The sequence below is a fragment of the Nocardioides lacusdianchii genome (genome assembly GCF_020102855.1).
Classification (GTDB): domain Bacteria; phylum Actinomycetota; class Actinomycetes; order Propionibacteriales; family Nocardioidaceae; genus Nocardioides; species Nocardioides lacusdianchii.
Genome location: NZ_JADHZD010000030.1, coordinates 1 through 20924 on the forward strand (window position 1 = coordinate 1; position 20924 = coordinate 20924).

General features: G+C 71.5%; 20 protein-coding genes, 1 tRNA gene and 1 rRNA gene. 10 read left to right on the plus strand and 12 right to left on the minus strand.

The features are described 5' to 3' along the window. Positions 1–8 precede the first annotated feature (8 nt). The 3 genes from rrf (at position 9) to IRX98_RS21875 (ending at position 1913) form a co-directional block, all read left to right on the plus strand. Positions 9–126, plus strand: a 5S ribosomal RNA gene (rrf, locus tag IRX98_RS21865). Positions 127–551: 425 nt separating this feature from the next. Continuing rightward, the gene (locus IRX98_RS21870) at positions 552–1241 is read left to right on the plus strand and encodes a tetratricopeptide repeat protein (RefSeq protein ID WP_224280398.1); all 690 of its coding nucleotides are present in this window, start codon (positions 552–554) and stop codon (positions 1239–1241) included. A gap of 192 nt (positions 1242–1433) precedes the next feature. Next, positions 1434–1913, plus strand: a complete 480-nt coding sequence (locus tag IRX98_RS21875) for a DUF3145 domain-containing protein (protein ID WP_443683841.1) — start codon at positions 1434–1436, stop codon at positions 1911–1913. Positions 1914–1923: 10 nt separating this feature from the next. Here the strand turns inward: IRX98_RS21875 and IRX98_RS21880 are convergent, their stop codons facing one another. The 7 genes from IRX98_RS21880 to IRX98_RS21910 all read right to left on the minus strand — a co-directional run bounded on the left by IRX98_RS21880 (position 1924) and on the right by IRX98_RS21910 (position 8944). Continuing rightward, on the minus strand, positions 1924–2361 hold the full coding sequence (locus tag IRX98_RS21880; protein WP_224280399.1) for a hypothetical protein: 438 nt from the start codon (positions 2359–2361) through the stop codon (positions 1924–1926). A gap of 65 nt (positions 2362–2426) precedes the next feature. Then, positions 2427–3857: an acyl-CoA carboxylase subunit beta gene (locus IRX98_RS21885; protein ID WP_224280400.1), complete on the minus strand. Its 1431-nt coding sequence runs from the start codon at positions 3855–3857 to the stop codon at positions 2427–2429. Beyond that, the gene (locus IRX98_RS21890; RefSeq protein ID WP_224280401.1) at positions 3854–5107 is read right to left on the minus strand and encodes a beta-ketoacyl-[acyl-carrier-protein] synthase family protein; all 1254 of its coding nucleotides are present in this window, start codon (positions 5105–5107) and stop codon (positions 3854–3856) included. The genes IRX98_RS21885 and IRX98_RS21890 overlap by 4 nt, the downstream gene beginning before the upstream one ends. Before the next feature lie 85 nt (positions 5108–5192). Continuing rightward, positions 5193–5438, minus strand: coding sequence for an acyl carrier protein (locus tag IRX98_RS21895; protein ID WP_135839746.1), 246 nt, complete (start codon positions 5436–5438; stop codon positions 5193–5195). 59 nt (positions 5439–5497) lie between these two features. Then, complete coding sequence (locus IRX98_RS21900) at positions 5498–6508, minus strand: beta-ketoacyl-ACP synthase III (RefSeq protein ID WP_224280402.1); 1011 nt, start codon at positions 6506–6508, stop codon at positions 5498–5500. Beyond that, on the minus strand, positions 6508–7692 hold the full coding sequence (locus IRX98_RS21905) for an acyltransferase domain-containing protein (RefSeq protein ID WP_224280403.1): 1185 nt from the start codon (positions 7690–7692) through the stop codon (positions 6508–6510). Before IRX98_RS21905 ends, IRX98_RS21900 begins: the two co-directional genes overlap by 1 nt. Positions 7693–7771: 79 nt before the next feature. Further along, positions 7772–8944: a PucR family transcriptional regulator gene (locus IRX98_RS21910; RefSeq protein ID WP_224280404.1), complete on the minus strand. Its 1173-nt coding sequence runs from the start codon at positions 8942–8944 to the stop codon at positions 7772–7774. A 168-nt stretch (positions 8945–9112) separates the two neighbouring features. Here IRX98_RS21910 and IRX98_RS21915 point away from each other — a divergent pair, with 168 nt between their 5' ends. Next, on the plus strand, positions 9113–10099 hold the full coding sequence (locus IRX98_RS21915; RefSeq protein ID WP_224280405.1) for an alpha/beta fold hydrolase: 987 nt from the start codon (positions 9113–9115) through the stop codon (positions 10097–10099). On the opposite strand, the gene IRX98_RS21920 is transcribed toward IRX98_RS21915, so the two are convergent. Continuing rightward, positions 10069–10788: a helix-turn-helix domain-containing protein gene (locus tag IRX98_RS21920; protein ID WP_224280406.1), complete on the minus strand. Its 720-nt coding sequence runs from the start codon at positions 10786–10788 to the stop codon at positions 10069–10071. The two genes, IRX98_RS21915 and IRX98_RS21920, sit on opposite strands and share 31 nt — an antisense overlap. Before the next feature lie 325 nt (positions 10789–11113). Beyond that, positions 11114–13897 carry a pyruvate dehydrogenase (acetyl-transferring), homodimeric type gene (gene aceE, locus IRX98_RS21925; RefSeq protein WP_224280407.1) on the minus strand — a complete coding sequence of 928 codons (2784 nt, stop codon included), beginning with the start codon at positions 13895–13897 and terminating at the stop codon, positions 11114–11116. Between the two features lie 214 nt (positions 13898–14111). On the opposite strand from aceE, the gene IRX98_RS21930 reads away from it, so the two are divergent. The 6 genes from IRX98_RS21930 to IRX98_RS21955 all read left to right on the plus strand — a co-directional run bounded on the left by IRX98_RS21930 (position 14112) and on the right by IRX98_RS21955 (position 18366). Continuing rightward, complete coding sequence (locus IRX98_RS21930) at positions 14112–14540, plus strand: DUF3052 domain-containing protein (RefSeq protein WP_224280408.1); 429 nt, start codon at positions 14112–14114, stop codon at positions 14538–14540. Next, positions 14537–16213 carry an AMP-binding protein gene (locus IRX98_RS21935; RefSeq protein ID WP_224280409.1) on the plus strand — a complete coding sequence of 559 codons (1677 nt, stop codon included), beginning with the start codon at positions 14537–14539 and terminating at the stop codon, positions 16211–16213. Before IRX98_RS21930 ends, IRX98_RS21935 begins: the two co-directional genes overlap by 4 nt. Further along, the gene (locus IRX98_RS21940) at positions 16210–16683 is read left to right on the plus strand and encodes a peroxiredoxin (RefSeq protein WP_224280410.1); all 474 of its coding nucleotides are present in this window, start codon (positions 16210–16212) and stop codon (positions 16681–16683) included. The genes IRX98_RS21935 and IRX98_RS21940 overlap by 4 nt, the downstream gene beginning before the upstream one ends. 198 nt (positions 16684–16881) lie before the next feature. Beyond that, positions 16882–16953: transfer RNA gene (locus IRX98_RS21945), tRNA-Val, on the plus strand. A gap of 114 nt (positions 16954–17067) precedes the next feature. After that, positions 17068–17460: a hypothetical protein gene (locus IRX98_RS21950; RefSeq protein ID WP_224280412.1), complete on the plus strand. Its 393-nt coding sequence runs from the start codon at positions 17068–17070 to the stop codon at positions 17458–17460. A gap of 24 nt (positions 17461–17484) precedes the next feature. Next, a complete protein-coding gene (locus IRX98_RS21955) occupies positions 17485–18366 on the plus strand; it encodes a serine/threonine-protein kinase (RefSeq protein ID WP_224280415.1) in 882 nt (293 codons plus the stop codon). Positions 18367–18381: 15 nt separating this feature from the next. Here IRX98_RS21955 and IRX98_RS21960 read toward each other — a convergent pair whose 3' ends face one another. The 3 genes from IRX98_RS21960 to IRX98_RS21970 are packed head-to-tail and all read right to left on the minus strand — an operon-like array spanning position 18382 to position 20891. Further along, positions 18382–19053 (minus strand): response regulator transcription factor, encoded by a 672-nt coding sequence (locus tag IRX98_RS21960; RefSeq protein WP_224280417.1) that lies wholly within the window; start codon positions 19051–19053, stop codon positions 18382–18384. A gap of 25 nt (positions 19054–19078) precedes the next feature. Then, positions 19079–20530 carry a sensor histidine kinase gene (locus IRX98_RS21965; protein WP_224280419.1) on the minus strand — a complete coding sequence of 484 codons (1452 nt, stop codon included), beginning with the start codon at positions 20528–20530 and terminating at the stop codon, positions 19079–19081. After that, positions 20490–20891, minus strand: a complete 402-nt coding sequence (locus tag IRX98_RS21970; RefSeq protein ID WP_224280421.1) for a hypothetical protein — start codon at positions 20889–20891, stop codon at positions 20490–20492. Before IRX98_RS21970 ends, IRX98_RS21965 begins: the two co-directional genes overlap by 41 nt. Positions 20892–20924 lie beyond the last annotated feature (33 nt).

Consider the following 20924-nt stretch of genomic DNA (forward strand, 5'->3'; position numbering starts at 1 on the left):
GAAAGAGTTACGGCGGCCATAGCGAAACGGGAAACACCCGGTCCCATACCGAACCCGGAAGTTAAGCCTTTCAGCGCCGATGGTACTGCAACCGAGAGGTTGTGGGAGAGTAGGACGCCGCCGGACAATCATTTGGCAGAGGCCCCCAGATACCTGGGGGCCTCTGCTCCATTTCGGGGCATCAGTGAGTACGGTTGCCCCGGGACGGGGTTCGATACGTGAAGAAGGGAAGTGCGGCCGTGGCCGAGGACCGTCGAGGACAGCGTCCGTCACGAGATGGAGCAGGAGCCGGCCGGACCGGCGGCTCCGGAGGTCGTGGTGCAGGTGCACCGCGAGGTGGCTCGTCGGGCCGCGGTGACGACACCCGCGGAGGATCTCGAGGTACGGGTGGCCGGTCGTCGTCCCCCGACAGCCGTGGCCGTGGCGGCCGCGACGACGCCCCGCGAGGCAAGAGCGGCACGTCGCGCACCGGCGGCTACCAGGGTGGCAAGAAGCCGGCCGGTGGCCAGGACCGCCCCTATCGCGAGCGACGTGATGACAAGGTCCGAACCGTGGACCAGGCGGTCTACGACGGTCCGGACCTGCCCGAGGATGTCACCGGAGCCGAGCTCGACCGGGGCGTACGTGCTCAGTTGAAGGGTCTGCCGGAGAAGCTCGCTGCCCGCGTGGCGCGCCACCTCGCGGCCGCCGGGATGCTCATCGACGAGGACCCGGAGACGGCCTACCAGCACACGCTCGCTGCACGCGCTCGTGCCTCCCGCATCGCTGTCGTGCGTGAGGCGGCGGGTGAGGCGGCGTACGCGGCTGGCCACTATGCCGAGGCGCTCTCCGAGCTGAGAGCAGCCAAGCGGATGAACGGTGCGACCGACTACCTCCCGATCATGGCGGACTGCCACCGTGCGCTCGGCAACCCCGAGCAGGCGATCAAGCTGGCCAAGAGCCCGTCGGTGGCCAACTTCGCCTCCGAGGCGAAGGCGGAGATGACGCTCGTCGAGGCCGGCGCCCGACGCGACATGGGCCAGCTCGATGCCGCCCTGCGGACGCTCGAGCTCGCTCCGCTGACGTCGAAGAGCCGGTCGTCGTGGGTCGTGCGCCTGCGCTACGCGTACGCCGACACGCTCGAGGCCGCCGGCCGCGAGTCCGACGCGCTCGCGTGGTTCCACCGCACCCATGCGATCGACTCCGACGAGATCACCGACGCCGCCGCTCGCGCGGACCTCCTGGAGCGACGCCAGTCCTGAGTCGTGCGCTTGTGCTGGCGTTCGGGCGCCGCATGGGTCACAATGGAGCCCTAATCACATACGTGTCACTTGACTCCCGTCGAGCACCGACGACAGAACGCTGGGGAAGGCGCATCTGGAGCGTCGGAACTCAAGGAGGTCACAGTGACCACACGCATTGCTTCCCGCCCGGACGGTCCGGCAACGAGGGGCATTCTTTACGTGCACTCTGCTCCCTCCGCACTCTGCCCGCACATCGAGTGGGCCGTGGGCGGAGTCCTCGGAGTTGCCGTCTCGCTCGACTGGACGCCCCAGCCTGCCCAGCCGGGTGCCTACCGCGCCGAGCTGTCGTGGTCCGGCGTATCGGGGACCGCTGCCGCAGTCGCGTCGGCGCTCCGCGGGTGGAACCACCTGCGCTTCGAGATCACCGAGGAGCCCACTGCGTCCTCGGAGGGCACGCGCTTCTCGTGCACCCCTGACCTGGGCATCTTCCACGCGATCACTGGACCGCACGGCGACATCCTCATCCCTGAGGACCGGCTGAAGGCGGCGGTGGTCAAGGCGGCACTCGGCGACACGACGCTGCTGCTCGAGATCGACCAGCTGCTGGGCAAGCCGTGGGACGACGAGCTCGAGACCTTCCGCCACGCCGGCGAGGGTGCTCCGGTGCGCTGGCTGCACCAGGTCGTCTGACCCGGTCCGCTCAGGACCTCGTACGCCGCAGCCGGAACGTCTCGGTCACGGTCACCGAGGTCTGCCGGTCGCCGTCGTACGAGACGAGCACGCCCGCGAGCGTGAAGCGTCCTGCGACGGTGGCCCAGCGACAGAGACGGTAGGTGAGGACGCCGGCCTCGTCGTCGTTGGGACCGAGCAGCGACTGCGAGTTCACGCCCTTGCCGCGCCGGTCCTGCATCGTGATGTCGAACGTCCAGTCGTCCGACTCCGTGGTGACGGCATAGGCGTAGCGGTAGTCCTTGCACCCGCGCTTCAACCGCCCGTCGGGGGCGTCCAGGGCCCCCGCCACCTCCACCTGCGCCGTTGTGGGCTCGGTGTCACCACCCGTTGCTGGGTCGGTGGGCAGGGGGAGCGGGAGCAGACCGGCGAGCGTGACGGCCGCGGCGGAGAACAGGGTCGACAGCATCCGGACACCTCCGAGGGGTACGCACGGTCCAACGACCGGTTGTGACGTGCGTTACGCGGGCTGGATCAGAGCGGGATGTTCCCGTGCCGGCCGCGACGTACGCCGACGGTGTCGATCTCGTGGCGCATGGCCTCCGCGATCGCGCTTCGCGTGCGAGTGGGCTCGACGACCTCGTCGACGACGCCGATCTCGACGGCCTTGTCCACGCCGCCGGCGATGCGCTCGTGCTCCGCAGCGAGCTCGGCCTCGACCTGCGGACGGATCTCGGGGGAGACCTCGGCGAGCTTGCGGCGGTGGAGGACGCGGATCGCCGCGACGGCGCCCATGACGGCCACCTCGGCGCCGGGCCAGGCGAAGACGCGGGTCGCGCCCAGGGAGCGGGCGTTCATGGCGATGTAGGCGCCGCCGTAGGTCTTGCGCGTCACCAGGGTGACGCGGGGGACCACGCACTCGCCGAAGGCGTGCAGCAGCTTCGCGCCGCGGCGTACGACCCCGTCCCACTCCTGGCCCACACCGGGGAGGTAGCCCGGCACGTCGACCAGCACCACGAGCGGCACGCCGAACGCGTCGCACATCCGCACGAAGCGGGACGCCTTCTCCGCCGACAGCGAGTCGAGGCAGCCGCCGAGGCGCAGCGGGTTGTTGGCCACGACGCCGACGGTGCGGCCGCCGAAGCGGCCCAGCGCGGTGACGATGTTGGGTGCCCAGCGGGCGTGGAGCTCCTGCATGGTGCCCTCATCGAGCAGGCCGTCGACGAGCGGGTGGACGTCGTAGGCGCGCTTCTTCGACTCCGGCAGCAGGGCGCCGAGGTCGCGGTCGTCCACCGACTCGACGGCCAGGCTGCCCTGCGCGCCGAGGAGTGAGGCGACGGTGCGGGCGCGGTCGAGTGCCTCGCGCTCGGACTCGGTGAGGATGTGGACCACGCCGGAGCGTCGCCCGTGCGGCTCGGGTCCGCCGAGGCGAAGCATGTCGACGTCCTCGCCGGTCACCGAGCGCACCACGTCGGGGCCGGTGACGAAGATGCGTCCTTCCGGGCCGAGGATGACGACGTCGGTGAGAGCGGGGCCGTAGGCGGCACCACCGGCGGCCGGGCCCAGGACCACGGAGATCTGCGGGATCACTCCCGAGGCCTGCGTCATGACGTGGAAGATGCGGCCCACGGCGTGGAGCGACAGCACGCCCTCCGCGAGGCGCGCGCCCCCGGAGTGCCACAGGCCGATGATCGGGACGCCATCGGTGATGGCGCGGTGGTAGGCGTCGACGACGACGCGGCAGCCGACGTCGCCCATCGCGCCGCCCATGACCGTGGCGTCGCTGCAGAAGGCGACGACGGAGGTGCCGTCGACGCGACCGACGGCCGCGAGCATGCCGGAGTCGTCATCGGCCGTGATGAGCTCGAGCGTGCCCTCGTCGAGGAGGGCGGTCAGCCGGTGGACCGGGTTGCGGGGGTCGTCCTCGCGCGGCAGCTTCGCCGGACGGGCGGCGGTGGCGGTCATCGGAGGCTCCCGAAGGCGACGGCGACGTTGGCGCCACCGAAGCCGAAGGAGTTGTTGAGGGCGACGATGTCGCCGTCGGGGAGGTCGCGGCGCGACGTCGGGATGTCGAGGTCGACCGCGGGGTCCTTGTCGTCCAGGTTGATCGTCGGCGGGCTCACGCGGTCGTGGAGCGCCATCACCGTCGCGACCGCCTCGAGGGCGCCGGCGCCACCGAGCAGGTGGCCGGTCATCGACTTGGTGCTGGTGACCACGCAGCGGTCGACGTGCTCGCCGAGGACGGCGTGGAGCATCAGGCCCTCGGCGATGTCGCCCTTGGGCGTCGACGTGGCGTGGGCGTTGACGTGGACGACCGTGGCCGGGTCGACGTCGCCCTCCCTCAGCGCCATCTTGATGGCGCGGGTGCCGCCGCGACCCTCCGGGTCGGGCTGGGCGATGTCGTGGGCGTCGTTGCTGATGCCGGCGCCGCGCACCTCGGCGTACACCTTGGCGCCTCGGGCGCGGGCGTGCTCCTCGGACTCGAGGATCAGGATGGCCCCGCCCTCGCCGAGGACGAAGCCGTCACGGGCGGTGTCCCACGGGCGCGAGACGCGCGTGGGGTCGCCGCCCTCCTCGCTGCCGGTCTTGGACAGCGCCATCATGTTGGCGAAGGCGGCCATCGGCAGCGGGTGGATCGCGGCCTCCGTGCCGCCGGCGATGACGACGTCGGCGCGGCCCAGGCGGATCAGGTCGACGGCCATCGCGATGGCCTCGTTGCCCGAGGCGCAGGCGGAGGTGGGCGCGTGGACGGCCGCGCGGGCGCCGTACTTGAGGCTGACGTTGGCCGCCGGGGCGTTGGGCATGAGCATCGGGACCGCGAGCGGTGAGACCCGGCGCGCGCCCTTCTCGAGGAGCGCGTCGTAGTTGGCGAGCAGGGTGGTCACGCCACCGATGCCGGACGCGACGGCGACGGCGAGGCGCTCGGGCTCGAGCCCGGAGCCCTCGAGGCCGGCGTCGGCCCACGCCTGCTCGGCGGCGACCATCGCGAACTGGCTGGAGCGGTCCAGACGGCGTGCCTTGACCCGGTCGAGGACCTCGGACGGCTCGACGGCCACGCGGCCGCCGATCTTCACCGGCAGCATGTCGACCCAGTCGTCGGTCAGGTGGCGTACGCCGGACTCGCCGGCCAGCATGGCCTGCCAGGTCGACGCGACGTCGCCGCCGAGCGGGGAGGTGGTGCCGAGGCCGGTGACGACTACGCGGGTCGAGGGCATCAGTGGGGTTCCGTTCTCGCGGGGTGGGAGGAGGTCCTGGGCCGCGGGGACCGGCGTGCTGCCGGCCCCCGCGACAGGGAGGGCGTCAGCCCTGCGCGCGCTCGATGTAGGCGACTGCGTCACCGACGGTCTTGAGGTTCTTGACCTCGTCGTCGGGGATGGTCACGCCGAACTTCTCCTCGGCGGCCACGACGACCTCGACCATGGAGAGCGAGTCGACGTCGAGGTCGTCCACGAAGGACTTGTCCAGCTGGACGTCGTCGGCGTCGACACCGGCGACCTCGTTGACGATCTCGGCGAGGTCAGCGCGGATTTCTTCGGTGGTGGCCATGGGCCTTCCCTTCTTCTGGTGGGTGCTGCTTGGGGTGGTCTGTGGGGTGGTGGCGGGTCCTACGGGACGGTGACGACCTGTGCGGCGTAGGACAGCCCTGCGCCGAAGGCGATGAGCAGCGCGGTGTCTCCCGACCTCGCCTCGCCCTCGGCCATCATCCGGTCGAGCGCCAGCGGGACGGACGCGGCCGAGGTGTTGCCCTGGTCGGCGACGTCGCGGGCGATGCGGACCGTGGGGGGCAGCTTCATGGAGCGGGCCATCGCGTCGATGATGCGCATGTTGGCCTGGTGCGGCACGAAGACGTCGAGGTCGTCGAGGGTGACACCGGCGGCGTCGAGCGCCTGCTGGCCGATCTTCGCCATCGCGAAGGACGCCCACCGGAAGACCGGGTTGCCCTGCATGGTGAGGTGCGGCATCACGCCGCTGCCGGGCTTCTCGGGGCTGCCGACGACGTCGCGCCAGTCCTCGCGCTGCCGGATCAGGTCGAACTGCTCGCCGTCGGAGCCCCACACGACCGGGCCGATGCCCGCGGTCTCGCTGGGTCCCACGACCGCCGCACCGGCGCCGTCGGCGAAGATGAAGGCCGTGCCGCGGTCGGTGAGGTCGAGGATGTCGGTGAGCCGCTCGACACCGACGACGAGCACGTAGCGCGAGGTTCCCGCGCGGACGATGTCGGAGGCCAGCGCGATGCCGTGGCAGAACCCGGAGCAGGCTGCGGAGATGTCGAACGCCGCCGCGTCGGTGCCGAGCTCGTGCGCGATCGCGGTGGCGACGGCCGGTGTCTGCAAGAGGTGACTGACCGTGGCGACGACCACGCAGTCGATCTGGCCGGGCTCGAGGCCCGCACGCTCGATGGCGATCCGGGACGCCTCGACCGACATCATCTGCACCGACTCGTCGGGGCCGGCCCAGCGGCGCGTCTTGATGCCCGAGCGCTGCTGGATCCACTCGTCGCTGGAGTCGATCGCGTCGACGACGTCGGAGTTGGGGACGACGCGCAGCGGCCGGTAGGCGCCGACGCCGAGGATCGCGGCGTGCTGGGCACCGGTGGTCGTGGTGAGCGCGGCCATCAGTGCGATCCCTCCGGGTGCAGGCGCAGCAGCGGCTGGCCGGGGGAGACGAGGTCGCCGTCCTCGACGAGCCACTCGACCACTGAACCGCCGTGGGCCGCGGTGATGTCGGTGCGGTCGCGCAGGCTGGCGACAGCGCCGATCACGGCGCCGGGTCCGAGCACGTCGAGCGCGGCTGCCTCGGGGGAGAGGTGGAAGGTGCCCTTGGCGGGCGACACGACCATGCGCCACGTCGGCGTGGTCTCGATCTGCGAGGCCTCGCCGTGCTTGTCGCAGAACTCGCGGGCCGCGTCGAGCTGGTCGGGTGTCTTGAGCGCGAAGGTCTCCACGCCCTTGAGCGCGCGCTTGGCGATGCCCGTCAGCGTCCCGGCCGGCGGCATCTCGAGGATGCCGGTCACGCCGAGGTCGCTCATCGTTTCCAGGCACAGGTCCCAGCGGACCGGGTTGGCGATCTGGCCGACCATGCGGCGCAGCACGTCGCGCCCGTCGTGCACGACCTGCCCGTCGCGGTTGGAGATCACCGGGGTGCGCGGGTCGTGGGTCGAGACCGAGCGCGCCAGCGAGGCCATGCGGTCGACGGCCGGGCCCATGTGGGTGGTGTGGAACGCGCCGGCGACGCTCAGGGAGATCAGTCGCGCCTTGGCCGGCGGATCCTCGGCGAACGCCGCGAGCTGCTCCGTCGTACCGGCGGCGACGAGCTGGCCGGGGCCGTTGTCGTTGGCTGCGGTCAGGCCGTGTCGCTCGATGGCGGCCAGCACCTCGTCACGGTCGCCGCCGAGCACGGCGGTCATCCCGGTGGCGGTGGTGGCCGCTGCGTCGGCCATGGCGTTGCCCCGCTCGCGCACCAGCACCATCGCCTGCTCGGCGGTGATGACGCGCGCGCCGGCAGCCGCCGTCAGCTCCCCAACGCTGTGGCCGGCCACCGCACCGATGCGGGCGAACGCGTCGGCCGGGTGGGGGAACAGGTCGAGCGCGGCGACCAGACCGGTCGCGACCAGCAGCGGCTGGGCGATCTTGGTGTCGCGGATCGCGTCGGCGTCAGCCTCGGTGCCGTAGTGGGCGAGGTCGATGCCGGCCACCGTGGCCAGCCAGTCGAACCGCGCGGCGAAGATGGGGTCCTCCAGCCAGGGAGTGAGGAAACCGGGGGTCTGGGCCCCTTGACCGGGAGCGACGATGACGAGCACACGCCCACTCTGCCGGTTCGTGCGCCGCGGACGCGGGTCCGACGCCGACGAAACTCACCGGGAGATCTTTGTAGGTTTCCTACAGTTCCGTGCGACCGGACTGTCGCCCGAGGATCAGGGCCAGCTGCAGCGCGAAGGCCTCACGCGGACGTGTGGGTGACCAGCCGGTGACCTCCGAGACCTGGCGCAGCCGGTAGCGCACGGTGTTGGGGTGCACGAAGAGCGCGCGGGCGGTGGCCTCGATCGACGAGCCGTTCTCGAACCACGCGCCGAGGGTCTCCAGCAACGTGCCGCGGGTGGCCATGAGGGGGAGGTAGACCTCGTCGACCAGGTGCCGACGCGCGTGCCCGTCGCCGGCGAGCGCGCGCTCGGGCAGCAGGTCGCGGCTCGCCACCGGCCGCGGGGCGTCGGGCCACCCGCTGGCGGCCCGGTGTGCCGAGAGTGCGGCGCGCGCCGATGCGCTCGCATGGGCGAGGTCGGCGGTGACCGGTCCCACGACGACCGGGCCGTCGCCGAAGTGGTCGAGCAGTCGTGTGGCCGCCTTGAGGGGGTCGGACACGCCGCCGAGGACCACCACGAGCCGTTCGCCCTGGGTGGCGCAGAGGGCGTCCATGTCGCCCGCGCGAGCCGAGCGGCGTACGGAGTCGAAGACGTCGAGCTCCGCACGGTGCGGCGGCACCGCGCCCAGCACGACGGCGACGTCACCGTGGGCGCCCCACCCGAGCGCGCTGGCGCGCGACAGCACCGTCTCGTCGGCCTCGGCGCGCACCACCGCGTCGACCACCAGCGCCTCGAGACGGGCGTCCCACGCTCCGCGGGACTCGGCGGCACGCGCGTAGACGGCGGCGGTGGCGAAGGCGACCTCGCGGGCGTAGAGGAGCACCGCGTCGTGGACCTCGCGTGCGTCCTCGGGGTCGAGGAGCGCGTCGATGTTGGTCTCGACCACGCGGATGCTCAGGCGTACGAGCTCGACGGTCTGTTGCAGCGAGATGACGCCGGTGAGCTCGCGGGGCGCCGCACCGAAGACGACGACGTCGAGCGGGTCGTGTGCCGAGGCGCGGACCTCGCGGTCGTACCAGTCGACGAACCCCCGGATGCCGGCCTGGACGATGAGCCCGACCCACGACCGGTCCTCCGCGCTGAGGTCGTCGAACCAGGGCAGGTCGCTCGCCATCCGCCCGGTCGCAGCCGTGCTCAGGGCGCCGCTGGAGTTGCGCAGGGCCTCTGCGGCGCGACGGCGGGACGGAGGCATGGGGCGACTCTAGTGGCGTACCGGACGTAGTGGGATTCCCACGAAGGGTGGTGGAGGCGCGCCGAGGGGTCCCGAGGTCACGACTTCGCATCGTGGGGCAGTGCGACGGTCGAGGCGCCGGGGGTGCGTGGTTGAATCCGGAACCTGTCCCGATCGGTTGGAGGTCGCGTGCCGCGTCGCACCGTCCCGCACGTCGAGCACGTCACCGTGCACGGGCACCGACGCGCCTACGTGCGCATGGGATCGGGACCGGCGCTGCTGCTCCTGCACGGCCTCGGCTGCGACCACACGACCTGGGCGCCGGTGATGCAGTCACTCGCCCGCACCCACACCGTCATCGCGCCGGACCTGCTGGGGCACGGTCAGTCCGACAAGCCGCGGGCCGACTACAGCCTCGGCGGCTACGCCAACGGCATGCGTGACCTGCTGACGGTGCTGGGGATCGACACCGCCACCGTCGTCGGCCACAGCTTCGGCGGGGGAGTGGCCATGCAGTTCGCCTACCAGTTCCCCGAGCGCACGGAGCGGCTCGTGCTGGTCGCGTCCGGAGGGCTCGGCCCCGAGGTGAGCCCGGCGATCCGTGCCATCACGACCCCTGGATTCCATCAGGCGATGGCCGTGCTGTCGGCGCCCGGCGTGCGACACGTGGCCACGGCGGCGCTCCGCCTGCTCTCGCGGAGCGGTGTGCGGCACGTGCGTGATTTCGGCGAGGTCGCGGACATCTACGACTCGTTCAAGGATCCGCGCACCCGCGCCGCCATCCGGCACGTGACGCGTGCGGTCGTGGACTGGAAGGGCCAGATCGTCACCATGGCCGACCGGGCCTACCTGACCGAGGCCATGCCGATGCTCGTGGTCTGGGGCGCCGACGACCTCGTCATCCCCGTCGCCCACGCGAGCAACGCGAGCGCGCTCGCCCCGACGGCGCGGATCGAGATCGTCCCGAACGCGGGCCACTTCCCGCACAAGGACCACCCGGAGCGCTTCACCAAGATCGTGCGCGACTTCATCCGCACGACCGAGCCGGCGCGCTACGACCGCACCCGCTGGCGCGACCTGCTCGACGAGGGTGCGCTGCGGTTCCCCGTGCAGGCCGAGGCTGGCGAGTCGCCGGTCGCGCCCGTTCACGCCGTACGTCGCGCCGCCGGGGCCTGACGGCGGTCCCGCTCGCGTCGGCGCTCCTCCCGGCGTTCGTCCTGGTGCTCGGCCTCGGCTGCGAGCTGGTGGATCGCCGGATGGTCGTCGGGGGTGCCCCACATCAGTCGCTCGAGCGATCGACGGGTCGCATTCGTGCAGTAGCGGACGTTCGGGTCGCGTCGTGCACATGACCGCTTGCGCCACCACAGGAAGTCGGTGGTGGACACCGAGCTGCGTGGCTGCCACCAGCCGACCACCCTCAGGTCGGTGTGCGCGGGGTAGCGCCTGCCGGCGTGGTCGCGCGCCCCGTCGTCGCGCATCGGTAGCACCTCCACGCCCGTGTCGGCGTCGTGGACCGACACCGTCAGTCCGGCAAGATGCAGCAGGCCGTGGAGGACGTCCGCGCGAGGGCTGGTGCGACCGGTCTCCCACCGCGCGACGGCCGACTGGGAGACGTCCAGCAGGGCCGCCAGCCCGCGCTGGGAGACGTCGAGGATGCGGCGTACGCGTCGGACGAGACCCGGGACGTGTCCGTCGAAGGGGCCGAGGACGTAGACGTCCCACTCCGCCTGGGTCCATCCGGGCTGCGGCTCCGGGCCCGTGGCGCTTCCTGGCCGCCCCGCCAACCTGCGCCACGCCGGCTGGCGCCGGAGCCAGTCGTCCCGGCTGCTCCCTGCGTTGCTGCCCCGCTCGGTCTGAACGTCCATCCCTGCCCCCTGGTGCGATCGATCGTCTGCTGCGGCCGATCAGATCCCACGGCCCTGACAGTCGGCCACGTCTCTCCACAGGCGCGGGTCCGCGGGGTCTTGTCCACAACGCACGGGTGTCCTACTGGCCCCGGATGAGTGCTCCGGGCCCCGGAGCTGCTGGGCCCTGTCCCTTGAGTCGGTCAGCGACTCAAGGGCAAGGGCGCGGGAGGGGATGCGGCGAAGAGGGTGCTCGGGAACGGGACTGGCCCCTGAGTCGCTGAGCGACTCAGGGGCCAGTGGGCCGTGGTGCGGGGGCGTGCGGGGTTGCCCTGGCAGGGAGCCGTCAGGCGTCCCCGCCCTCCTGCTTGATGTGCTTGGTCGCGGTCGGGTCGTCGATGCGGTAGCGCTCGGCTGCCTCGACGACCTTCTCCACCGGGAACTCGCCGGCGTCGGCGAGGGCCTGAAGGGCCTGGACGACGACGCTGACGGCGTCGATGTGGAAGAAGCGGCGGGCGGCGGGACGGGTGTCGGCGAAGCCGAACCCGTCGGCGCCGAGGACGCGGTAGTCGGCCGGGACCCAGCGAGCGATCTGCAGGGGGACGGCGCGCATGTAGTCGGACACGGCGACGACGGGGCCCTGGACGTCGGCGAGCTTGTCGCTGACGTAGGCAGTGCGGCGCTCCTCGCCCGGGTGGAGCAGGTTCCACTGCTCGGCGGCGGCGCCGTCGCGGGCGAGTTCGTTCCAGGACGTGACCGACCACAGGTCCGACTGCACGCCCCAGTCCTCGGCGAGCATGCGGGCTGCGTCCTCGATCCACGGGAACCCGACCCCGGAGGCCATCAGCTGGACCCGGGGGCCCTCGCCGTCGGCGGTCGCGACCTTGTGGATGCCGCGCAGGATGCCGTCGACGTCCACGTCGGACGGCTCGGCCGGCTGCGAGACCGGCTCGTTGTAGACCGTCAGGTAGTAGATGACGTCCTCGCCCTGGCCGTCGGGGCCGCCGGTGCCGTACATCCGCTCGAGGCCGTCCTGCATGATGTGGCTGATCTCGTAGGAGAACGCCGGGTCGTAGTGCACGACCGCAGGGTTGGTCGCTGCGATGAGCGGCGAGTGGCCGTCGGCGTGCTGGAGGCCCTCACCGGTGAGCGTGGTGCGGCCCGCGGTGGCCCCGATCAGGAAGCCGCGCGCCAGCTGATCGGCCATCGCCCAGATCGAGTCGCCCGTGCGCTGGAAGCCGAACATCGAGTAGAAGATGTAGAACGGGATCATGTGCTCGCCGTGCGTGGAGTACGCCGACCCGGCTGCGGTCGCGGACGCCATGGCGCCCGCCTCGGAGATGCCCTCGTGGAGCATCTGGCCCTGCGCGGACTCCTTGTAGGACAGCAGCATCTTGCGGTCGACCGACTCGTACTGCTGGCCGCCGGGGTTGTAGACCTTGGCGCTCGGGAACATCGAGTCCATGCCGAAGGTGCGGTACTCGTCGGGCGCGATCGGCACCACGCGGTCGCCGATCTCCGGGTCCTTCATCCAGTCGCGAAGCAGCCGGACGACCGCCATGGTGGTGGCGAACTTGTTCTTGCCCGAGCCCTGCTTGAGCTCGGAGTACATCTCGTCGCCGGGCAGCTTGAGGGCCGTGGCCCGGTTGATCCGGCGCGGGATCGAGCCACCGAGGGCCTCACGGCGCTCGAGCATGTACTCGATCTCCGGGGCGTCGGCACCGGGGTGGAAGAACGGCGCGCCGCCGGTCTTCTCGTAGGACTCCTCGAGGTCGCGGTCGCTGATCGGGAGGTAGAGCCGGTCGCGGAACTTCTTGAGGTCCGGGAGGGTCAGCTTCTTCATCTGGTGGGTGGCGTTCTTGCCCTCGAGGGCATCGATCGTCCAGCCCTTGATGGTGTGCGCCAGGATCACCGTCGGCTGACCGGTGTGCTTGCTGGCCGCGTCGAACGCGGCGTACACCTTGCGGTAGTCGTGGCCACCGCGCGGCAGCTTCTCGATCTGGGTGTCCGACATGTGCTCGACCATCTTGCGCAGGCGCGGGTCGGTGCCGAAGAAGTGGTCGCGGACGTAGGCGCCGTCCTCGGTCGAGTACGTCTGGAACTGGCCGTCCGGGGTGGTGTTCATCCGGTTGACCAGGACGCCGTCGACGTCCTTGGCGAGCAGGTCGTCCCACTCGCGGCCCCACACGACCTTGATGACGTTCCACCCGGCGCCGCGGAAGTTGGCCTCGAGCTCCTGGATGATCTTGCCGTTGCCGGTGACCGGGCCGTCGAGCTGCTGGAGGTTGCAGTTGATGACCCAGGTCAGGTTGTCGAGCTCCTCGCGGGCCGCGACGCGGATCGCGCCGAGCGACTCGGGCTCGGCCATCTCCCCGTCGCCCATGAACGCCCACACGCGCTGCTGGCTGGTGTCCTTGACGCCGCGGTTGTCGAGGTAGCGGTTGAAGCGCGCCTGGTAGATCGAGCCGATGGCAGTGAGGCCCATCGAGACGGTCGGGAACTCCCAGAAGTCCGGCATCAGCCGCGGGTGGGGGTACGACGGCAGGCCGGCGCCCTTGCCGTGCTGGACCTCCTGGCGGAAGCGGTAGAGCTGCTCCTCGCTCAGGCGGCCCTCGAGGAACGCGCGGGCGTAGACGCCCGGCGAGCCGTGGCCCTGGATGTAGATCTGGTCGCCGCCACCCTCGTGGTCCTTGCCGCGGAAGAAGTGGTTGAAGCCGACCTCGTAGAGGCTCGCCGACGACTGGTAGGTCGCGATGTGACCGCCGACCTCGAGGCCCTTGCGGTTGGCCGAGGACACCATCACGGCGGCGTTCCAGCGGATGAACGCGCGGATGCGGCGCTCGACCTCCTCGTCGCCGGGGAACCACGGCTCACGCTCGGGAGGGATGGTGTTGATGTAGTCGGTGGAGCGCAGGGCCGGCACGCCGACCTGCTTCTCGCGCGCGCGCTCGAGCAGTCGCAGCATCACGTAGCGCGCGCGGTCGCGACCCCGGTCGTCGAGCATCGCGTCGAAGGACGCGAGCCACTCCTGGGTCTCGTCGGGGTCGATGTCGGGCAGCTGGGTGGGGAGTCCCTCGTGGATCACCGGCACGATCGCCGGGCTCTTGCTGGACTTCTCGGCGTCACTCACCCCTGCATCGTGTCACGCGACACGCCGCCACGAAATCTACCCGCGGGTAGGCGGGACGACGGGTCCGACGACGGGCGCGACGGGGGCCGGACGAGCGGGCGAGGTGACCCCTGTGGGCGCCCGGCGGGCGGGACGGGGTTGCGGCGCCTGCTGTGTTCGGGTGGACTATGCGCAACCCGCGCACCGACGGGTATCCGAGCATGGGAGGCACTGCGTGAGTTCGACGGTGGGCGATTCTGCCCCGGCGACCGGGATCGGCGACCGACTGGGGCTCAAGCCCGGGATGGTCGTGCAAGAGCTCGGCTGGGACAACGACACCGATGACGAGCTTCGCGTCGCGGTCGAGGACTGCATCGATGCCGACATGGTGGACGGTGACTACGGCAACGTCGTGGACGCCGTGCTCCTGTGGTGGCGTGACGACGACGGGGACCTCGTGGACGGCCTGGTCGACGCGCTGACCGACCTCGTCGGTGGCGGCTCGATCTGGCTGCTGACCCCGAAGGTCGGTCGTCCCGGCACGGTGGACGCAGCAGACGTCGCGGAAGCGGCCCCCATCGCGGGCCTGTCCCAGACCACGACGGCTTCGGTCAGCAAGGACTGGCAGGCCACCCGGCTGGTGGCACCGAAGACACCCGCGTGAAGCCAGGCGATCTCGCAGGGGCGCTCTCGGGCGTCGGCACGACGGTGCGCGTCCTCGGGCGCGCCGGTGTGATCCGCCCCTACGGACCGCGCACCCTCGCCGGCATCGGGCGCGTGGTGCTCCGCTGGGGCACCGGGCCCGCGGGCGGCTTCGCCACGCTGGCGGCCCGCTCGCCCCACCAGGTGGGCGTCGTCGACGAGCTCGGCGAGCTGACCTGGGGCGAGCTGCACCGGCGGTCCAACTCGCTGGCGCGCGCCCTGGCCGAGCGGGGCGTCCGCGAGGGCGACTCGGTGGCGGTGATGTGCCGCAACCACCGGGGCTTCATCGACGCCTCGGTGGCGGTCGCCAAGCTGGGCGCCGACATCCTCTACCTCAACACCGCCTTCGCCGGCCCGCAGCTGGTCGACGTGCTCGAGCGCGAGGCGCCGAGCATGGTGATCCACGACGAGGAGTTCACCGGGCTGCTGGCCGGAGCGTCGGTCGAGCGCCGCGTGCTGGCGTGGACCGACGACGAGGGCGTCTCCGACGAGCGCCTCGAGCGGCTCGTGTCGGCGTACGACGAGTCCGACCTCCACCCGCCGCAGCGCCACGCGAAGATCGTGATCCTCACCTCCGGCACCACCGGCACGCCCAAGGGCGCGCCGCGCAAGGAGGCGGGGATCGACGCGGCGGTGTCCCTGCTGTCGCGGATGCCGCTGCGTGCGGGATGGCGTACGCACATCGCGGCGCCGCTGTTCCACACCTGGGGCTTCGCCCACCTCGCCCTCGCGATGCTGCTGGGCTCGACGGTGGTGCTGCGTCGCACCTTCGACCCCGCCACCGCGCTGAGGACCGCCCAGGACGAGCGTTGCCAGTCGATGGTGGTCATCCCGGTCATGCTCCAGCGGATGCTGGCGCTCGATCCGGCCGAGCTGGACGCGATCGACCTCGGCCGGGTCGAGGTCGTCGCGTCGTCCGGGTCGGCGCTGCCCGCGACGCTGGCGCAGGCCTGGATGGACCGGTTCGGCGACAACCTCTACAACATCTACGGCTCGACCGAGGTGGCGTACGCCTCGATCGCCACCCCCGAGGACCTGCGGGCCGATCCGACGTCGGCGGGGAAGCCGCCGTACGGCACCGTCGTCCGGATCCTCGACGAGGCCGGCGCCGAGCTCCCGCAGGGCGAGACCGGCCGGATCTTCGTGGGCAACGGGCTGCTGTTCGAGGGCTACACCCACGGCGGGTCCAAGGAGGTCGTGGACGGGCTGATGTCGTCGGGCGACGTGGGCTGGTTCGACGGCGCCGGGCGCCTGCACGTGGCCGGCCGCGACGACGACATGATCGTGTCCGGTGGGGAGAACGTCTTCCCGCAGGAGGTGGAGGACTGCCTGGTCACCCACGACGCCGTCGGCGAGGTCGCTGCGATCGGTGTCGAGGACGACGACTATGGTCAGCGCCTGCGGGCCTTCGTGGTGCGCGTCGGCGAGGTGTCGGCGGACGAGCTGCGCGAGCACGTGAAGGCGAACCTGGCGCGCTTCAAGGTGCCGCGCGAGATCGTGTTCGTGGACGAGCTCCCACGCAACGCCACCGGCAAGGTCCTCAAGCGGGAGCTGGCCCGGCACGGCGAGGCGGCGGCTGACGACGGCAACGACAACGACGATGACGACGACGACAAGGACGGCAAGCAGGCGTGACGAGCGAGGGGCTGCGCATCGGCGACGAGGCGCCCGACTTCATCCTGCGTGACCAGTTCGGCCAGGACGTGCGCCTGAGCGACTTCCGCGGACGCAAGGCGGTGGCGCTGATGTTCTTCCCGTTCGCGTTCACCGGCGTGTGCACCGGTGAGCTGTCGGGGGTCCGCGACCGGCTCGACGAGTTCCTCAGCTTCGACACCGAGGTGCTGGCGTTGTCGTGCGACTCGGTCTACGCGCTGCGCAGCTTCGCAGAGGCGGAGGGGCTCAACTTCCCGCTGCTCTCCGACTACTGGCCGCACGGCGCGGTGGCGTCGGCCTACGAGGTCTTCGACCCCGTCAAGGGGGCGCCGCGCCGCTCGTCGTACGTCGTGGACCGCGAGGGTCGGCTCAGCTGGGCGGTGCACAACGCCAACCCGGACGGGCGCGACCTCGACGAGCACATCCGCGAGCTCCAGGCCGCTGTCGGCTGAGCTGGGACCCGGTGGTCTAGACAGATCCCGGCAATTGGACGAATCCAGGTACGCCCTTGGGAGCTGGTGTAATCTTCTACGTGTTGAGCCGCTGGTGACCCGAGACGCCAGCGGCTCAACTCATTTCATCTCGCGCCTGGCTGGTGGCCGGCGACGGGATTCGAGCGGGACCGGAGTGTCCCGTAGTCTGTGCCGCGCGCGTCGGTAGCTCAGCGGTAGAGCACTCGGTTTACACCCGAGCGGTCGGCGGTTCGAAACCGTCCCGACGCACCCCTCTCCCGCTGCATGAGAGGCCTCTCATCGGCGCCTCACCGTCGGCTCACGGCGCACCTCCAGTCTTCTCGTACACCGGGGCCGCACCGGCCCCCGACGAGAGGAACCATGATGAGGAAGCTGCTCCCCACCGCACTCCTGGGCATCGCCGGCCTGACCGCCTTCGGCCTGATCGGCATGTCGTCGCCCGTCGTCTCCTCGGCCGCCGACGAGGCCGCCAAGCGCGAGGACGACGCGCCGTCGCTGGTCCTGGTCGCCGACGACGACGATGACGACACCAACGACGACGACGCCAACGACGACGACACCAACAGCCCGTCGTACACCGACCAGAGCCGCGACACCAACGACAACACCAACAGCCGCGTCACGGGTGTGAGCCGCGACCGCGACAAGAGCCGGGGCGACAAGACCCGCGACTGGACGCGCGACGGCGGCGACAAGACCCGCGACAAGACCGCCAACAGCACCAACGACCGCAGCCGCAACGACACGCGTCGCTGACCGATCGCGGACGAGGAGGGCGACATGGGCAGGAACGACGACGGCTGGCACCTCGACGAGGGCGAGCTCCTCGCTCCCGGGCTGAGCGCGCTGCGCCGCCTCGGTGGCGGAGCGGCCTACGAGGCCTGGCTCTGCTTCGACGAGGTGACCTGGTCGCCCGTGGTCGTCAAGGTCCTGCGTCCCTCCCAGGTCGACGACGAGTCCTCCCGGCGCGGTCTGCGCCGGGAGGTGCTCGCCCTCGACACCGTCAACCACCCCGTGGTGGTCCGTGGGCTGCGCGACGGGCAGGACGGAGACCGTCCCCACGTCGTGCTGGAGCACATCGACGGCCCACGCCTGTCGAGCCTGATCCGCCGCTACGGCCGGCTCCAGGAGCAGCAGTACCTGCCGCTGGCGATCGACGTCGCCGCGGCGCTCCACTACTTCACCCACATCGGGTGGACCCACCTCGACATCAAGCCCAGCAACGTGATCATGGGTGCCCCCGCGCGGCTCATCGACCTGTCGGTCGCCCGCCCGGAGGAGGACGCCCGACGGCTGCGCTACCCGATCGGCACCGACGCCTACATGTCGCCCGAGCAGTGCGACCCGGGCGAGCACGTGCCGTCCTTCGCCTCCGACGTGTGGGGCCTGGGCGCCACCCTCTTCCACGCCGTGGCCGGGCAGCGCCCGTTCGCGCACGGCGACCCCGACGCCGACGACGTACGCGAGCGCTTCCCGCAGCTCGTCGACGCGCCCGCCGCGCTGCCGGACGGCGTACCCGGTGCGGTCGCCGAGGTGATCGCGGCCTGCCTGCGCCGCGACCCCGCCGAGCGGCCGCTGCCGCACGAGGTCGCCGAGGCGCTCGAGCCGGTGCTGGCGGGCCTGCCCCGCGGGTCGCTCGCGGGCTTCAAGATCAGGGGCTGACGCCCCGGACGGCGCTCACGGGTTGAGTCGGTAGCCGACTCCCCGGACCGTCGAGATGGCGCCGGTGCCCAGCTTCTTGCGGAGGTAGCCGACGTAGACGTCGACGACGTTGGAGCCCGGGTCGAAGTCGTAGCCCCACACCAGGTCGAGCAGCTGCTCGCGGGTCAGGACCTGGCCGGGGTTCAGCAGGAAGATCTCCGCGAGCGCGAACTCGCGGGCCGAGAGCTCGGACTCGCCCTCCGGCCCGGAGACCCGGCGGGTGCGACGGTCCAGGCGCAGGCCGCCGACGACGAGGTCGTCGCCGCTCGCGGGGGCGTCGACCGGCGCGAGGGCGCGCAGGCGCAGCCGCACCCGGGCCATCAGCTCGGCGAAGCGGAACGGCTTGGCCATGTAGTCGTCCGCACCGCTGTCGAGGGCCGTGACGGTGTCGGTGACGGAGTCGCGGGCGGTGAGGATGATGACCGGCATCCGGCTGCCCTGGGAGCGCAGCTGGTCGAGGACCTCGAAACCGTCCATCCCCGGCAGCCCGATGTCGAGCACCATGAGGTCGAAGCGGCCCGAGAGCGCCTCGTCGAGCCCGGTCGGTCCGTCGGAGGCGACGGTCGGCTGGTGGCCCTCGGCCCGCAGGCCCTTGGCCACGAACGAGGCGATGCGGTCCTCGTCCTCGACGATCAGGATCTGGGCCATCTGCGGTCCTCTCTCAGGTAGCTGGTCATCGTCCGAGCGTCCGCTCGGGCAGGACGATCTCCACGTGGGCACCCCGGGGCTCGGCGTCGCGGATGACGACCTCGCCCCCGTGGGCGTCGGCGATGGCGCGCACGATGCTCAGGCCCAGGCCGAACCCGTCGTCGCCGGCGCGCACGCTGCTGCGGCCGAAGCGCTCCAGCACCGCCTCCCGGTCCTCCGGGCGGATGCCGTCGCCGGCATCGCGGACCCAGAGTCGGACCAGACCGTCCTCGCGGGCCGAGCCGACGGCGATCACGGCGCCGGGGTCGGTGTGCTTCACGGCATTGTCGGCGAGCTGGAGGAGTGCCTGGGTGATGCGCTGCTCGTCGAGCACCGCGCGGCCGTGGGCGGCGTCGTCGAGCTGCCAGTCGCGCTCGCCGAGGGCCGTGGCCTTGGCGAGCACCGACTGGGTGAGTCCGCCGAGCTCCACGTCGCCCACGACGAGGAAGTCCGGGCGCCGGCTCTTGGCCAGCAGGATCAGGTCGGTCACCAGGCGCGACATCCGGTCGACCTCGTCGAGCACGAGCTCGCGGGTCTGCTCCAGGTCGGCGGGGTCGGTGGGATCGAGCAGCTCGAGGTGGCCGCGGACCACGGTGAGCGGCGTCTTGAGCTCGTGCCCGGCGTCGTCGAGGAACTGACGCTGGGCGGCGAACCCGGAGTCGAGGCGCTCGAGCATCCCGTTGATGGTGCGGGTCAGGGCGGTGATGTCGTCGTTGCCCTGCTCGACGATGCGGCGCGAGAGGTCGGTCGCGGTGATCTCGCGGGCGGTCTCCTCCAGGGTGCGCAGCGGGGCCAGCAACCGACCGGACTGGAAGGCCGCGATCGTGGTGATGAGGCCGAGGGAGAGCAGGGCGACGAGGGTGTAGGTCTGGAGCGTCCGGTTGAGCTCCTCGTGCTCGTCACGCAGGAAGTTGGCGATGACGAGCGCCCCGTCGCCCTGGGAGTTGGTGACGGGCACGAGGGTCACCCAGGTCTCCCCGAAGGCGGGGGAGTCGATGATCCTCGTCCCGCCCACCTCGGCGAGGTCCTCGACCGCCTGCTGGTAGGCCGGCTCGTCCAACACCTCCTGGCCGTAGCGGTTGCGCGTGGCGATCGTCCCCTCGCCGCGGGTGTAGCCCACCAGCAGCTCGTCGTCGTCGGGGACGTTGCGGGTGAGGAAGACCTCGAGGACACGGCGCACGTCATCGAACGGCTCGCCGGTGTTGGGGTCGCGGCGCAGGTTGCGGAACTCCTCGATCTCCTGGCTGATCTGCGAGGTGACCTGCCGCTCGATGCGCGCGGACTCGAGGGCGTAGACGAGCAACCCGGCACCGCTCATCGCCGCGGCCGTGAGGACGGCGATGACGACGGTGATGCGGGTCCGGACCGAGACACGGGTGAAGCGTCGGCGGGCACCGTCAGTCGTCCCCGTCGGTCCGCTCGTCGTCGGTGTCGTCATCCTCAGGCCCGTCGTCGTCCCAGTCGTCGTCGTCATCCTCCCCGACCGGTGTCGGTGTCGGTGTCACGACGCGGGCCTCCTCGCCCCCGTCGCGGCCGGACCCGTCGCGCTGCTGCTGGTCGTCGCGCTCGGCCGAGCCCTCGCGGCCGTCGTCCGGAGTCGGTCCGGGCGGGGACGGTGTCTGCGCTCCGGGCGTCTCTGACGCGGGCGTCTCCGGCGGATCGCTCGGCGCGTCGCGCAGGATGACGGGGCTGTGGTCGGCGGGCGGTGGCGCGCCGGGGGACGCCAGCGACCCGGCGACGTACGCGGTGACGGGCACGACGAGTGCCAGCAGCAGCAACACCTTCGGCAGCGGACCCATGCCCCCATCCTGGGCACGGATGCTGGAACGTGG

Coding starts and splice junctions, on each gene's coding strand:
- IRX98_RS21880 (WP_224280399.1), bottom strand. CDS start 2,361: ATGCTGTCGACCCTGTTCTCCGCCGCGGCCGTCACGCTCGCCGGTCTG.
- IRX98_RS21885 (WP_224280400.1), bottom strand. CDS start 3,857: ATGACCGCCACCGCCGCCCGTCCGGCGAAGCTGCCGCGCGAGGACGAC.
- IRX98_RS21890 (WP_224280401.1), bottom strand. CDS start 5,107: ATGCCCTCGACCCGCGTAGTCGTCACCGGCCTCGGCACCACCTCCCCG.
- IRX98_RS21895 (WP_135839746.1), bottom strand. CDS start 5,438: ATGGCCACCACCGAAGAAATCCGCGCTGACCTCGCCGAGATCGTCAAC.
- IRX98_RS21900 (WP_224280402.1), bottom strand. CDS start 6,508: ATGGCCGCGCTCACCACGACCACCGGTGCCCAGCACGCCGCGATCCTC.
- IRX98_RS21910 (WP_224280404.1), bottom strand. CDS start 8,944: ATGCCTCCGTCCCGCCGTCGCGCCGCAGAGGCCCTGCGCAACTCCAGC.
- IRX98_RS21920 (WP_224280406.1), bottom strand. CDS start 10,788: ATGGACGTTCAGACCGAGCGGGGCAGCAACGCAGGGAGCAGCCGGGAC.
- IRX98_RS21950 (WP_224280412.1), top strand. CDS start 17,068: ATGAGGAAGCTGCTCCCCACCGCACTCCTGGGCATCGCCGGCCTGACC.
- IRX98_RS21955 (WP_224280415.1), top strand. CDS start 17,485: ATGGGCAGGAACGACGACGGCTGGCACCTCGACGAGGGCGAGCTCCTC.
- IRX98_RS21960 (WP_224280417.1), bottom strand. CDS start 19,053: ATGGCCCAGATCCTGATCGTCGAGGACGAGGACCGCATCGCCTCGTTC.
- IRX98_RS21965 (WP_224280419.1), bottom strand. CDS start 20,530: ATGACGACACCGACGACGAGCGGACCGACGGGGACGACTGACGGTGCC.
- IRX98_RS21970 (WP_224280421.1), bottom strand. CDS start 20,891: ATGGGTCCGCTGCCGAAGGTGTTGCTGCTGCTGGCACTCGTCGTGCCC.